This window comes from Gammaproteobacteria bacterium, from assembly GCA_009838035.1.
Lineage (GTDB): Bacteria > Pseudomonadota > Gammaproteobacteria > Steroidobacterales > Foliamicaceae > Foliamicus.
In genome coordinates, this window is the sequence record VXSK01000017.1 from 73832 (window position 1) to 88391 (window position 14560).

The following is a 14560-nucleotide window of genomic DNA, read 5'->3' on the forward strand; positions in this document are numbered from 1 at the left end:
CCCGGGTCCGCGATGCGTTTTCTCTTTTCGATGGCCCTGCTTGCGTTTTCCCTGTCGTATACGGGATACGCACTGTATTCACTGGACCTGCTCGACAGGGCGGACCGCCTTGGCCCGGGTTTCTTCCCCGCGATCGTGGGCGTCCTGCTGATTGCCACGACCGCCGCCAACGCTATCCGCGAGTATCGCAGGCAACGGGAAGCGGCGACGGCGCTTCAGCCACTCTGGCGCGACGTCGCCGAAGTAACGGGACTGATCGCCCTTTTCCTTGCATTGCTGCCGTACGCCGGCAGCCTGTTGACGATACTCGCGTTTACCTTCCTTTACCTGTATCGGTTCAATCGCGTCCGGGGCTGGTTCAACGCCGTCTACGCTGTGGCCTTCTCGGCCGCGGTCTACCTGTTGTTCGAAGTCGTGTTGCAGGCCGGACTTCCGCAGGGCGTGCTGGCGCCCTTGTACTGATGGAAGACCTCTTTGCCAATCTTGCGTCGGGCCTCGCCCTGGCCTTGTCGCTCGAGAACCTGGTCTTCCTCGTTGTGGGCGTGTGCGTGGGAATGCTGGTCGGCCTGTTTCCCGGATTCGGGCCTGCCGCCGGAATCGCGATCCTGATTCCGATGACCCTGGGGCTGGACCCCACCGCGGGGATCATCCTGCTGGCCGGCATCTACTACGGGGCCATGTACGGCGGGACCATCACTTCGATTCTGATCAACACGCCGGGCGAGTCCGCCACCGTGGCCTCCACCCTCGACGGCTATCCTCTGGCGCAGGCCGGCCGGGCCGGACCGGCGCTCGTGATGCAGGCGGTCGCCTCTTTTGTCGGGGGCGCGGTCGGCGTCGTCCTGATATGCGCATTCGCGCCCGCACTCTCGAGTTTCGCCGCGTCATTCGGCCCTTCGGAGTACTTCCTCATCGTTTTCCTGGGGCTGCTGCTGCTGGCCACGCTGATGGGCGACAGCCTGCTCAAGGGCATCATCTCCGCGCTTTTGGGGTTCGCCATATCAACCGTCGGCGTGGACGTCATCAGCGGCGCGCAGCGGTTCACGTTCGGTTCGCCGGAACTGATAGACGGCATCTACTTCGTTCCGGTGGCCATCGGGCTGTTCGGGATCGGCGAGCTCCTGAATTGCATCTACACAGGCGAGCACAAAAAGCCCGCGAAACGCATCAGCGTGACGATATTTTCCAGGGCGTTCTGGCCGCGGGCCGGGGACTTCCGGATTTCGCGCTTGACGTTCGCGCGCGGGTCGCTGATCGGTTTCATCGCCGGCGTGCTGCCGGGCTCCGGGGCGACGATAGGTTCGATTCTTGCCTATTCGGTCGAGAAGAGAGTGGCCAGGGACCCCGGCGAATTCGGCAAAGGCGACATCCGCGGACTGGTGGCCCCGGAGGCGGCCAACAATGCGGCCTCCGCGGGGGCGATGGTGCCGCTGATTTCTCTCGGAATCCCGGGCTCGGGAGCCACGGCGGTCCTGCTCGGCGCCCTGCTGATGTGGGGCCTGCAGCCGGGACCGATGCTCATCGTCGATAACCCGGAATTCGTCTGGGGTCTGATCGGCAGCATGTACCTGGGCAACCTGATGCTGGTGCTGATGAGCGTGGTGGCCATTCCGCTGTTCATCAAGTTTCTCGACGTGCCCTATCGCCTGGTCGTGCCCGTGATCGTGACGCTGTGTATTGTCGGAACGTTCGCGCTTCATTCGAGCATGATCGAAACGTGGATCCTGCTCGCGACGGGGCTGCTGGGTTTCGGCATGAAGCGCTTCGGTTATTCGCCGGCGGCCACGGTTCTTGCCGTCGTGCTCGGAGGCATGGCGGAGAATGCTTTCCTTCAGTCTCTGCTGATCGGCGACGGAAGCCTCGGGATCTTCATTACCCGGCCGATCTCGCTGGCATTGACCGCCGTAGTGGTAGCGATCTTCGTGGCCGCCGCCGTAGTCCGCCTGCGCGCGCTCCGCTAGAAGTCGACGAGGTCGGGGCGGCGCGAGGCGGTCTTCTTCGCGAGCGCTCCCTGCAGGTGCTTCTTCAACGCATAGGACGCTTCGATGAGTTCGCCCTCGGCCAGAAGGTCGATGATCTCGATGTGCTGCCTGCACTGCGAATAGAGTCTGTCCGCGTCCAGTTTCGCCCGGTACTCGAGAAGCCGGCGCATGCGGTTGGCCCGGACCAGCGACATGTGGAAGAAGGGGTTGCCGGACAGTTGGATGAGACTCTCGTGAAAGTCGGAGCCGGTGTTCAGAAGCCGTTCCAGGCGCAGCTTCTCGACGTCGGTCTCCAATAGTCGTTCCTGGTCGTCGCGCAGTTCCGTCAATCGTTTGCGGTCGGGGGTAAACGTGGGCTCGAGTATCGCGGCGGGTTCGATCGTCATGCGTAGGCGGTAGATCTGCTCGAACGCCTGCGGCGTCTTGGCCACCGGAAGGAACCGCCAGCCGTATCCCTTCTTGCGTTCCGCCCAGCCTTCCCGCGTGGCGCGCAGCAGGATGTCCTTCAGCTCGGCCTTGGTCAGGTCGTAGCGCGTCTGCAGGAAAAGCTCCGTCACCTCTTCGTCGATCGCGTCGGCAAGCCAGTCCTCGGCGATCCGTCGATAGACGTCCCGGTCCTCGAGGTTTTGCGTCGACGCCTCCACCAGCTTCTCGATCCGGCCGGGCCATTTGTCGCTCGCGAAAAAGCCGCGGTTCCTGCGCTGCTCGAGAACACCCTTGTCGGACAGCAACTGCATGGCGTCGCGCACCGGCGATCGGGAAACGCCGAACTTGTCGGCCAGCAACTGCGATCGGAGGTGGTCTCCTGGCTTGATGTCGCCGGACTGGATCATGACCAGGATCTCGTGCGCCGTCCTGCGCGCGAGATCCCCGTTTCTCAGTTCGGCCATGCGGGCATCCTGGTATTGGTCATGAATTGCGCCGATTGGCTAAGTAATACAAAGTTCAGTTTACCAATTCCCCGATGTTGTTTCAGGATTGGATTTTGGATTAGAATAATCCAAAACGCTTTTGGGGACAAAATCATGCGTCATTCGAGAATTTTGAGGCTGTTCGGCGCCGTCGGCGCCCTGCTCCTGGGATTGGCCTTGGTCCAGACCGCGTCGGCCCAGGCGGAGCTGGAGGAAATCATCGTCACGGCCCAGAAACGCGAACAAAGTCTTCAGGACGTTCCCGTCGCCGTAACGGCATTCACGAGCGAGGAGCTCGCGGATCGTACGATCAGCAACCTGTTCAGCATCGCGGAGTCAACGCCCAATCTGCAGATCGGAACGTCGGGCACCGGCTCGCAGAACGCCATCGTTTTCATTCGGGGAATCGGGCAGACCTCCAACCGCGTCAATCTCGACCAGGGCGTGGGTACCTATGTGGACGGAATCTACCGGACCAACGTCTGGGGCGGCCTTTTCGACCTGCTCGACGTCGAGCGCATCGAAGTGCTGCGCGGACCGCAGGGGACCCTGTACGGCAAGAATGCGCTGGGCGGCGCGATCAACGTGATCTCGAAACGTCCGAGCACGGCCGAAACGGGCGGTGAAGTTTCCGTTACTCTCGGCAGTTACAGCCGGGTCGATGGCAGGGCCTCGGTGAATATTCCCCTGATCCAGGATCAGCTTGCTATCCAGTTGTCGGCCGTTTCCCGAAATGCCGACGGCTACATAGAAACACCGAACGACAAGGACTTCGGTAGTCAGTCCAATACGGGTTTTCGCATTGCCGCACTCTGGAACCTCTCGGATACGGCGACCTGGTTGCTGAGCGCCGACCAGATGAGCACGGACTCCAACGGATCGCCGATTTACCACGCCTGGGTCAACCCGAACGCGCGGCTTCCGGCGCAATACAACGCGCTGGTGGACGGCGGCCATATTCCGGGTCCGCGCTACGAAGCATCATCCATAGCCACCGATCCATTCAGTTCCAATGCCACCGACCCGCTGGCGCGCAACAAGACCGACCAGGAGTCCGTCACCAGCCGGCTGGAATTCGAATTCGGCGCCACAACGATTGTTTCGCTTACCTCGTTCAAGACTTACGAAACTTCGGATGGCTTCGACGCCGACGGTTCGGTCCTGGAGGTGTCGAACAACCGGCGCTGGCTGGACGGCGAGGCGTTCAGCCAGGAATTTCAGTTGAATGGCGTTTACATGCAGGACCGGCTGAACCTGACGACCGGCGTCTACTACCTGCGCGACGAGCTGGATTTCGGTGCGGCGGCCGGCAACTCGAATTCGGCCATTCCGTTTGTCGGGATCGTGCCCCGCATTCGGGATTACAACACGGGCAACTCGATTCAGCAGGATCTCGACAGCTACGCGTTCTACGCCAGCGGCACTTATTCCTTGACCGAACGCGCGCGGGTGACGCTCGGCCTTCGTTACATGAACGAGGAGAAGTCGCAAGCCAGTTCGTCGACCCGCGGGCGCAGCACCAGGCCGGCTACCGTCAGCGCATCGGCAAAGGGCGACTGGTCCAATACGTCGCCCCGGGTTTCTCTTGAGTACGACCTAAACGACGCGACCATGCTGTATGTCACCGCCGCGCAGGCGTTCAAGTCGGGAGGGATCGGCGACACCGTTCTCCGGGACAGCCAGGGCAACAATTTCCTGCTCCCGTTCAACGAAGAGACGCTCTGGTCGTACGAAGTGGGTATGAAGGCGGACTGGGCGGACGGCCGCGTTCGTGCCAATCTGGCGGCCTTCTTCATGGATTACGAGGACCTCCATGTCCGCACCACGCTGTTCGATCCGAACAGCGGATCCCAGGTCCGCACATTCTTCAATGCCGGCAGCGCCGAGGCCAGCGGATTCGAGGCCGAGCTTTCGGCGCTCGCGAGCGACAGGTTCGTCATTCAGGCCAGCGTCGGGTTCCTCGATACGCAGTACAACGAGGACGTTGTCGACGAATTCCGCGGCGACGTGCTGCTGGTGGTCGGCGAAGCGCTCCCGTTCGCGCCGGAGCTCTCGTACTCGCTGTCGGCGATTTATTCCGCGCCGCTGGCGAACGGCCACGAGCTGCGGCTGCGAGCCGACTACTCCTGGCGCGACGAATTGCTGTGGGACGCAACCGGCGCAGTCGATGAGCGCGACGGCGAGGATTCCTATGGTCTCTTGAATGTGAGCGCCACCTACGAATTCGACCGCTGGTCGATCACGGCCTTCGGCCGCAACGTGACCGACGAGGTCTACGCCATGAACGGCTTCGTGAACAGCCGGGTCGTGGGCGCCAACTGGCGCCAGCGGGGCCGACCGGCGGAGTGGGGACTGCGGGCCACCGCCCAGTTCTGAGGCGCCATTCGTAAACGGCGGATACGGCGATGCAAGGTCGCCGTATCCGCTTTTTTTGCGACAATACAGGCCTGATACGACACCAGGACAATGCGGCCTACCACTGACCTGTCCGACGACTACGAGGACACCAGTTCGACTTGTGCGACCCAGTTTCGCGATTTCGGCGGCCGTACCCGGTTTGCCGGACGGATTCGAACGGTCCGGTGTTTCGAGGACAACTCGCGCTTCCGGGAGATGCTCGGAGAGCCGGGTAATGGCGGCGTCCTGGTAGTCGACGGTGGCGCTTCAATGGCCAGGGCGCTCATGGGCGACATGCTGGCCGCCCGGGCCGCGGCAAACGGCTGGTCCGGCGTGATCATCAACGGGGCGGTTCGGGATTCGTCGGAAATCGCCAGGGTGGACGTGGGCGTAAAGGCCCTGGGCGTGAACCCCGCCAGGAGCGCCAAGATGGGCGCCGGAGAGGTGGATGTCCCGGTCGAGTTCGGCGGCGTTCGGTTCCAGCCGGGCCACTGGGTCTATTGCGACGAAGACGGCGTTCTCGTCTCCGCGACGCAACTGAAGTAGGGCCCGCTGACACAATGACCGGCCGGCTGCCAGTCGCAAGATACGGCAAGGGCGTCGGCGGCGGAATCGCCCTGCTGATCGGCGCGGCCTGGCCGCTGGCCTCGTGCGAAGCACCCGGGGAGAACCTGCCCGCCGATCCGCCTTACGTGATCGCCGAGCGCGAGTACCAGACGGACTACATGCGCGGGATGCCGCCGCCGCCCGACAGGCTCATTGACAGCGATCACTCCTGGGCGCTCGACCCGGACAAGGGCAAGTGGTCCTTCCAGAACATAAGCAAGATCCTCCCTACGGAATTTGTCAGCCGCGGCGCCGGGCCGGTTCTCCCGCTGGCCTACGAACGGACCGGTCTCCTGCAACAGTCGTTCACGGCGCCCGATTCGACCCGCGCGCCGCTGCAGCAGATTCTCAAGGGCATGGGAGTCGACGGGTTCATTTTTCTGAAAGACGGCGTCGTGCGGACCGAGGTGTATTTCAATGGTTTCGGGCCGACCCGCCGCCACATCGGGTTCTCGGTCACCAAGTCGCTGGTCGGCTCGCTGATGGGCATCCTGGTTCACGAAGGCCGCGTGGACCTGGCGCAGACGGTCGCGCATTACCTGCCGGAACTGGCGGGTTCCGGTTACGGCGACGCGACCATTCGCCAGGTACTGGACATGACCACCAGCGTGGTCTGGAACCACGACCGGGAGGATCCCACTTCACAGGTGGACCTCAATTCCAGGGCCGGCGGCTTTCAGTCGCGGCCCGCCGATTTTCCCTATCGGAACACGCTCGAGTTTCTGCAGTCGGTGGAGAAGGCCGGAACGCACGGCGAAGTCGGCCTCTACAACCCGGGCAACACCGAATCGCTCGGCTGGATCATCTCGAGGCTGGAAGGCAGGAACTGGCAGGAGGCGTTTGCCGAGCGCATCTGGTCCCGGTTGGGCGCCGAGCATGACGCGCTGATCACGGTCGATCCGGGCGGGCACGGATTCGCCACGGCCGGGTTCAGCGCCACGCTTCGCGATTTCGCCCGCTTCGGCCTGATGCTGGAGCAGGAAGGGCGTTGGAACGGCGAGCAGATCCTGCCCGCGGAGTGGTTGCTTGACGTTCGCACGGGCGACGCCGGGGCGCTGGCGGCCTGGCAGGCCTCCGAGGACGCGGCGAAGCGACCCCACGTCGCTTTCTACCGCAATCACTTCCGGGTGCTGAACGGCGAGCGCGGCGAGTTCGTCGCCCAGGGGCACATGGGGCAACGCATTTACGTGAACATGGAGTCGAATGTCGTTGCCGTGTTTCTGTCGGTGACCCCGTCCAGGCCGTTGCGCAATTTTCAGGTCGACCTGATCCGGGAAATCGACGCAGCCCTCGCAAGCTCAGGGCGGGATCGAAGCGCCGCCCAGTCTAAGGCCTCGAGCTGCGGCCCGGAACGGCTCGAAATCGCGAACCGGTCGCCTTACATGCGCGGCGTGCCCGTCGCACAGGACCGGATCGTTACGGACGGACTGGCCTGGGCGCGGGACTACGAGCAGGTGCTGTGGTCGCACCAGAACGTGTCCAAGATCCTGAGAGTCGATCCCATCAGTCGCGGCGAAGGGCCCGTCAGCGCGCTTCCCTATGGCGACTGCACGCTCGCGACGGCGTCATTCACCGGAAAAGACGGCGAACCTGCGCCACTGAAGGAGATCCTGGCCGGAATCGGCACCGACGGCTTCATCGTGGTCCATCAGGGCGCGATCCTGGCCGAGCTCTACTACAACGGCTTTGCGCCGGATGCGCGCCATCAGCTCAATTCGGTGTCCAAGTCGTTCGTCGGTCTGCTCGCCGGCATAGCCCATGCGGAAGGCCGCCTGGACCTTGAGCAGCCTCTCGGCGACGCGCTGCCCGAACTGGCGGGCGCCGGCGTGGCGAACGCCGTTCTTCAGCACGCCCTCGACATGGCCCTGGGCGTCGAGACATTGATGAGCTGGGACGATCCGCGTTCCTATCGGCTCCTCAACTTCATGGCGGGCGGTTTCCATCGCCGCTTCGAGGAATTTCCCTACCGCAATACGCTCGAGTTGGCCGCCACGGTTCCTTCCACCGGTGAGCACGGCAGCCGTTTCTTCTACTCGCCCGCGAATACGGAGATCGTCGCCTGGTCCATTTCGCGCGCCTACCGGCGCAACTGGCAGGAGGTGCTGGCGGAGAAGCTCTGGTCCAGGCTGGGCGCGGAACGCGACGCCATCGTTATCGTCGATCCGGCCGGGCATGGATTCGCGACCGCCGGGACAGGCGCCGCATTGCGCGACCTGGCCCGGCTCGGACTGATGATCGAGGGCGACGGGCATTTCTTCGACCGGCAGATCGTTCCCCGGTCCTGGATCCGGCGGACGATAGCGGGCAATGACGGCGTTCGTCAGGCGATGAGCGACGAAGAGGAGCTGACCCGGTTCGGAAACGAGGTCTTCTACCATAATCAGTTCCGCGTGCCGAGCAGTTCCGAAGGCGAACTGATTGCGTCGGGCGGGCTCGGACAGATGATTTACGTGAACCAGCAGCACGATCTCGTCGCGGTGTTCCTGGCGACCACGTTCGACGACGCGGACCGGGCGCACCAGGTCAAGCTGCTGCGGCAGATACGCGACCACCTGAAGAGGTCCTGAGCACACCGTGCCGACAGCAGGAGCGCCACCGGCAAGCGTGATTTCGCGGCGCGATCTGCTGAGGTATTTCTCGGCCGCCGCCGGCTGCTTCGTGGTCGGCGCGGCCCCCGCGGCGCTGGGCGGCTGCGCCGGGCCGCGCGGCCGGCCGTCGCGGTTCTCGTTCCCGCAGGGCGTTGCATCGGCCGATCCCCAGTCCGACGCTGTCGTGATCTGGACCCGGGTTGAAGGGGACACGGATGCCGTGCGCCTGACCGCGCAAATGGCGACGGACCCGTCATTCGACTCCGTTATCGCCGAGACCGGGATCGACGCGCTGCCCGAACTGGACCATACGGTTCGGGGCCTGATCACGGACCTCGAGCCCGACCGGTTCTACTACTACCGCTTCATCGACCCCGACGGCGGAGCCAGCCGCACGGGAAGGACCCGGACGGCGCCGCTCGGAACGGCAAGACAGCTCAATATCGCGGTGTTTTCCTGCCAGGACTACGAACAGGGCTACTTCACCGCTTATCGGCGGCTGATTCTCGACGACCAGGCCGCGCGGCCCGAAGACCGGATCGACTTCGTGATGCACGTCGGCGACTTCATCTACCAATCGATTCGAGGACCGGACACGATCGCGGAACCGGACCACAACGGCAACCGACTGAAGCTCATGAACCGCGACGGGAGCGTGCGCCGGTGCGAGCCGTTTCCGTCCGGCGGGCGAGTGGCGGGACGAAACTGGATCGCGCCCGTCGATCTGGACGACTACCGCTGGCTGTACAAGAGGTACCTGACGGACCCCGATCTGCAGGAGGCCAGGGCGCTCTATCCGTTCGTGCAGATCTGGGACGACCATGAACTGCTGAACGACTACTGGCAGAGCTACTATCGGGAGCAGTCCATCGCCGAACTGAAGGTCGCGTCCAACCAGGCATGGTTCGAATACGTGCCCGCGGCCCTGAGCGCCGGGGGCCGCGACAGCGACGTATCGCATGCGAGCGATTTCGAGCCGATTGACGTGACCGCGGCGCCCGCGGGCAACTTTGACGATCACTACCTCAGCCAAGAGCCCAACAATCTCGCGGCGATCAACTCGATGACGATCTATCGCTCGCTGAAATGGGGCGATCTCGCGGAACTGTTTCTTGTCGACGGCCGCAGCTACCGGGGACCCCGCGGCCTGCCCCAGGAACTGCTTTCGATCGGTCGGCACCCCTATCCGGAAGGGCCGGTGGACCCGTTGCTGATCCGGACCCTGAACGCGGGCCGCACCGCAAACGGCGGCAATCCGCCGGACGAAGTGGTTTACCTCGGCAGGACATTACCGAATCCGCGCAAGGACATGCCGATGGGCTCGATGCTCGGCCGGCGCCAGAAGGCCTGGCTGAAGAACGGCCTGAAGAACAGCGGCGCCAGTTGGAAGCTGATGGGATTGAACGGGGGTCTGATTCGTCATGGTTTCGACGACAGCTTTCGCGGAGGCGGCCACAAGAACGGCTCGCTCTGGACCGACGGCTGGGACGGCTACCCGGTCGAACGAACCGAGATCTGTTCCTTCATTCGGGACGAGCGGATCACCAATGTCGTTTCCCTGACCGGCGACCGTCACGCCCACCTGGCGGGGGTCATTCACGACGACTTCGACGGCGACGGTCCGGTGGCCGTAATGCCGGAGTTCGCGGGCGGCGCGGTCAGCGCGGTCAGCCGGATGATTATCCAGAGGGAACTGTCCGCCCACGATCCCCAGGTCAGCAAACTCGTGACCTTCGACGGCAATGCGCAGGGCTACGAACAGGCGATCATGCCTTCACTGAACGCGTGGATGCTGCACGGCGCCGCGTCCGCCGAAGCCGTGTTCAGCGGAGAAGACCGGGAGGAGGTTCTCCGGGCGTCCGATCCCGAGGTGAATCCGTACATGAACTACGTGGACGCGGACGCGCACGGCTTCCTCGTCGCGCGCATAACGCCGGATCGATGCGACGTTCAGTACGTGTCTGTATTCGAGCCGGTGAGTCTCGCCGGCAACGAGGAAGCGGGCGTTCGCCGCCGCGTAAACCTCCACGTCGAAGCCTGGCCGGAAGGGCGGGAGCCCGGAATCGTGCTTGGCGAAGTCGAGGGCGAACGGCCGCTCTACGGGCTGAAGGCCTGACCCCGGGTGCGAGGGCGTCCCGCCCTCGGTGCCGCAATTTCGGCTAGGGAGCCAGCAGGCGGTCGCCGGGCTTTACGCCCCAGCGCTTCACCGAGCCGGCCTTGAGTTCAAGGACGCGGGAAACGGGCTCGCCGGAGCGGATGGATTCGAGGCTCAGCGGTTGCGTGTCGGTCGCGATGCTGGCGATGCTGCCGTCGGCGCGGATGAACAGCATGTCCAGCGAAACGTAGGTGTTCTTCATCCACATGCTCAGTTCCTGTTCGCGTCCGTAGACGAACAGCATCCCCCAGCCGTCGGGCAGGTCGCGCACGTGCATCAGGCCCTGGCGCTTCTGCTCGCGGGTCCGCGCCAGCCACAGATCCAGGAACACGCACTGGCCCGCGGATGCCGCCAGCACGCCCTTCGCCTGCGCCAGCCGGTCGAGACTCTGCCCGCCGGCCGCTTGCCAGGCCAGCAGCAACACAGCCAATGCCAATGCCCTGATTCCCACGGCGCAAGTATGTACCCGCTACAATCGGGCGCGCATGACTTTTCGTGGACGAGACTGAGATGACACCCGCCGAACCCGCGCCGCGGGAAATCGCGCAACTGCCGCTGGCCACGCTGCGCCGGCGCATGGAAGCGCGCGTGCTGGGCCAGGAGGAGTTCATCGAGCACATGCTCATCGCGCTGCTGGCCGGCGGCCACCTGCTGGTGGAGGGCGTGCCGGGATTGGCCAAGACAAGAGCCGTGAAGGTGCTGGGCCGTTGCCTCAAGGCCAGCTTCCACCGGGTCCAGTTCACGCCCGACCTGCTGCCTTCGGACCTTACCGGCACCGACATCTTCCGGCCGCAAACCGGCGAGTTCGAGTTTCGCGCCGGGCCGATCTTCCACAACCTCGTGCTGGCGGACGAAATCAACCGCGCCTCGGCCAAGGTGCAGTCCGCCCTGCTCGAGGCGATGGAGGAGCGGCAGGTCACGGTGGCCGAGAAGAGCTGGCCGCTGCCGGAGCCATTCCTGGTCATGGCCACGCAAAACCCCATCGAACAGGAGGGCGCCTATCCGCTCCCTGAGTCCCAGCTCGACCGCTTCCTGATGAAGACCCGGATCAGCTATCCGAGCGCCGGGCAGGAGCAGCGGATACTGGAACTCACGCGCCGGGAAGCGTCGGCGGGCGTGCCCGGCGGAAGCAAGGCCGATGACGGCTACTCGGTCGAGGAAGTCATGAAGGACCGGGCGCGGGTGCTCGAACTGCACCTGGCCGAGCGCCTCGAGCGCTATATTGTCGAACTGGTCCGTGCCACGCGGGCACCGCAGAAATACGACGAGGAGCTGGCCGGCCTGGTGAGCTACGGCGCCAGCCCGCGCGCCTCGATCGCGCTGGACCGCTGCAGCCGGGCCCGCGCCTACCTCCGCGGCCGGGACTTCGTCACGCCCGGCGACATCCAGGCGGTGGCCCCGCCGGTCCTGCGCCACCGGATCATTCTCACCTACGAGGCCGAGGCCGAAGGCCGCAGTTCCGAGGAGGTCGTCAGCCGTCTGCTGGACTGCGTGGCGGTGCCGTAGTGTGGGGGACAGCACACTAGTGCAGGACGCCGCAGCGGGAGCGATTCCCGGTCGCGGGCGCACCTGGATCGGACTGCCGGAACTGCTGGCCCTGCGGCACACGCCGTTCGGGGCCTGGTTCCAGTTCGGCGGCGACGTTCGTTCGGGGCCGGCAAGGCTGGCGCCGCTGCGCGCCCGCGGAATGGAGTTTGACGAAGTGCGCGCCTGGCAGCCGGGCGACGATCCGCGCCACATGCACTGGAAGGCCACGGCCCGCACCGGCCGTCCCTACACCAAGCTCTACCAGGAGGAAAGCGAGCGCCCCACGCTGGTCTGCGCGGACCTTGGCGCACGCATGCATTTTGCGACGGTGGGCGTTTTCAAGTCGGTGCTCGCGGCGCGGGTCGCGATGATGATTGCCTGGGCGGCGGTGGCCGCGCGCGACCGCGTGTCGGGCCTGGTGCTGTCGTCGGCGGGCTTCGACATCACGCCGCCGCTGCCCGGACGCCGCGGAGCCCAGCGGCTGGCCCGCGCGCTGGCCGGCGCCTTCCGGAGCGCGGGCGGCGCCGGCGACCGGGCGGAGCTGATCGACGCGGTCCCCGCGCTGCAGCGCCACGCGCCCTCCGGAAGCCGCCTGGTGCTGGTAAGCGATTTCATGGGAGCGGGATGCATCGACGCCGCACGGCAACTGGCGGCGCGCCGTCCGCTGCTGATCGTGCGCGTTTACGATCCGCTCGATCGCGACCTGCCGCCGCCCGGACGCTACGCCGTTCGCGACGCGCGCGGGGAAGCGGTTTTCCATACCGGCGACGACACAGCCCGCCGGCGCTGGCATGACGATTTCGTGCGCGGGTCGCAGTCGCTGGCGGAGATCGCCCGCACGCACGGCGGGGCTTACGTGCAGTTCCGCACCGATGAGGATCCCGCCGAACGCCGCCACGCCCCACCGCTTCGGACACGCCGCCCGCGCGCATCGGCCCGGAGAGCGTCGCGGTGAACGGCAGCGGCGATCTTGCGTCCCTGTTGCGCGACATCCACCTGCCGCAGGCGCCGGCGTGGTGGCCACCCCGGCCCGGCTGGTGGCTGGTCGCGCTGGTTTTGCTGGCGGCGGTCCTTTGGTGGCTGCGGCGCATGCCGGCTTGGAAACGCGAGGCGCTGGCGCGGCTCAAGTCGGCCGAGGCGGACTACGCCCGGCATGGCGACGCGGCCCGCCTGCTGGCGGACGTCTCGATGCTGCTGCGGGCCTGCGCGCTCAAGCTGCGGGATCGCGCGGAGGTCGCCGGCCTGACCGGACAGGCTTGGATTGAATGCCTGCGGGAACTCGGCCGGGGCGCCTGCCCCGGGCCTGAGGAAGCCCTGATTGAAGGCGCCTACCGGAAGCGTGCCGAGCTGGATGCGGCCGCCTTCGCCCGCAGCGCCGCGGCCTGGATCCGGCGCGCGCGCAGCACCAAGGACGGATCGAGGTGAGGCTGGCTTTCGAGTGGGCCTGGGCGTGGCTCCTGCTGCCCCTTCCGCTGCTCGCGTATCGCTTTGTGGCGCCGCTCAGGCGGGGCGCCGGCCGGGCCCTCAGGGTGCCGGAGCGCGACCGCTTTTCGCGCGCCGGTACGGCCCCCGGGACCCGACCGCGCTTCAGTCCGGACTGGCTCCTCGCCGCGTTCATGTGGCTGTGCCTGTTGTTCGCCGCCGCCCGTCCCCTGCTGCTGGATACCGAGCTCACGGCCCCGGCCACCGGGCGCGACCTGATGCTGGCGGTGGACCTGTCGGGAAGCATGGAGGTTCGCGACGCGCGGCTGGCGGGACGGCCCCGGTCAAGGCTCACCGCGATCAAGTCCGTGGCCGGTGATTTCATAGAGCGGCGCGTGGGCGACCGGGTGGGCCTCATATTGTTTGGCGGACAGGCCTATCTGCAGGCGCCGCTGAGTTTTGACCGGGCGACGGTGCGGGCGTTCCTGGACGAGTCCTCCGTGGGCCTGGCCGGGCGCCAGACCGCGCTGGGCGACGCGATCGGTCTGGCCGTCAAGCGCATGTCGGACGAGGGCCCCGCGCCCGAGCATCGGGTGCTGGTGCTGTTGACCGACGGCGCCGCCACGGCCGGTGTGCTCACGCCGTTGAAGGCGGCGCAACTGGCGCGCGAGGCGGGGCTGAAGATTTACACGATCGGCATCGGCTCGTCCCGCGGCTCGCAGCCCGGCATTTCCTCGGAACTCGACGAGGCAACCCTGCTGGCTATCGCCAACCTGACCGGCGGGCGTTATTTCAGGGCCGCGGCAACCGACCGGCTGGAACAGATTTACGCGGAACTGGATCTGCTGGAGCCGGCGGAACTGGACGAGCTGGCGCTGCGCTCGGGCCGCCCGGCGCACTTGCCGGCGCTGGTGCTGGCCCTGCTCCTGGGTCTGGCGCTGGCCTGGCGGGCGCGTCGAGCATAGGGAAGGC

The 14560-nt window shown here is 65.7% G+C and carries 12 protein-coding genes; 10 read left to right on the forward strand and 2 right to left on the reverse strand.

The window, feature by feature from the left end; all coding sequences use genetic code 11:
- Positions 1-12 precede the first annotated feature (12 nt).
- A complete protein-coding gene (locus F4Y72_08000) occupies positions 13-462 on the forward strand; it encodes a tripartite tricarboxylate transporter TctB family protein (GenBank protein ID MXZ28236.1) in 450 nt (149 codons plus the stop codon).
- Entirely contained in the window at positions 462-1961 is a 1500-nt protein-coding gene (locus F4Y72_08005; GenBank protein MXZ28237.1) for a tripartite tricarboxylate transporter permease, read from the forward strand. Before F4Y72_08000 ends, F4Y72_08005 begins: the two co-directional genes overlap by 1 nt.
- On the opposite strand, the gene F4Y72_08010 is transcribed toward F4Y72_08005, so the two are convergent.
- The gene (locus F4Y72_08010; GenBank protein MXZ28238.1) at positions 1958-2872 is read right to left on the reverse strand and encodes a GntR family transcriptional regulator; all 915 of its coding nucleotides are present in this window, start codon (positions 2870-2872) and stop codon (positions 1958-1960) included. The two genes, F4Y72_08005 and F4Y72_08010, sit on opposite strands and share 4 nt — an antisense overlap.
- On the opposite strand from F4Y72_08010, the gene F4Y72_08015 reads away from it, so the two are divergent.
- The 4 genes from F4Y72_08015 (at position 2828) to F4Y72_08030 (ending at position 10600) form a co-directional block, all read left to right on the forward strand.
- A complete protein-coding gene (locus F4Y72_08015) occupies positions 2828-5269 on the forward strand; it encodes a TonB-dependent receptor (protein ID MXZ28239.1) in 2442 nt (813 codons plus the stop codon). The two genes, F4Y72_08010 and F4Y72_08015, sit on opposite strands and share 45 nt — an antisense overlap.
- 90 nt (positions 5270-5359) lie before the next feature.
- Positions 5360-5836, forward strand: coding sequence for an RraA family protein (locus tag F4Y72_08020; GenBank protein ID MXZ28240.1), 477 nt, complete (start codon positions 5360-5362; stop codon positions 5834-5836).
- Between the two features lie 14 nt (positions 5837-5850).
- A complete protein-coding gene (locus F4Y72_08025) occupies positions 5851-8463 on the forward strand; it encodes a serine hydrolase (GenBank protein ID MXZ28241.1) in 2613 nt (870 codons plus the stop codon).
- A 7-nt stretch (positions 8464-8470) separates the two neighbouring features.
- Positions 8471-10600 (forward strand): hypothetical protein, encoded by a 2130-nt coding sequence (locus F4Y72_08030; protein ID MXZ28242.1) that lies wholly within the window; start codon positions 8471-8473, stop codon positions 10598-10600.
- A 43-nt stretch (positions 10601-10643) separates the two neighbouring features.
- Here F4Y72_08030 and F4Y72_08035 read toward each other — a convergent pair whose 3' ends face one another.
- On the reverse strand, positions 10644-11090 hold the full coding sequence (locus F4Y72_08035) for a DUF192 domain-containing protein (protein MXZ28243.1): 447 nt from the start codon (positions 11088-11090) through the stop codon (positions 10644-10646).
- A gap of 59 nt (positions 11091-11149) precedes the next feature.
- On the opposite strand from F4Y72_08035, the gene F4Y72_08040 reads away from it, so the two are divergent.
- From F4Y72_08040 to F4Y72_08055, 4 genes are all read left to right on the forward strand, one after another.
- A complete protein-coding gene (locus F4Y72_08040; protein ID MXZ28244.1) occupies positions 11150-12145 on the forward strand; it encodes a MoxR family ATPase in 996 nt (331 codons plus the stop codon).
- A 19-nt stretch (positions 12146-12164) separates the two neighbouring features.
- A complete protein-coding gene (locus F4Y72_08045; GenBank protein MXZ28245.1) occupies positions 12165-13121 on the forward strand; it encodes a DUF58 domain-containing protein in 957 nt (318 codons plus the stop codon).
- Positions 13097-13591, forward strand: a complete 495-nt coding sequence (locus tag F4Y72_08050; GenBank protein ID MXZ28246.1) for a DUF4381 domain-containing protein — start codon at positions 13097-13099, stop codon at positions 13589-13591. The genes F4Y72_08045 and F4Y72_08050 overlap by 25 nt, the downstream gene beginning before the upstream one ends.
- A gap of 191 nt (positions 13592-13782) precedes the next feature.
- The gene (locus F4Y72_08055) at positions 13783-14553 is read left to right on the forward strand and encodes a VWA domain-containing protein (protein MXZ28247.1); all 771 of its coding nucleotides are present in this window, start codon (positions 13783-13785) and stop codon (positions 14551-14553) included.
- Positions 14554-14560 lie beyond the last annotated feature (7 nt).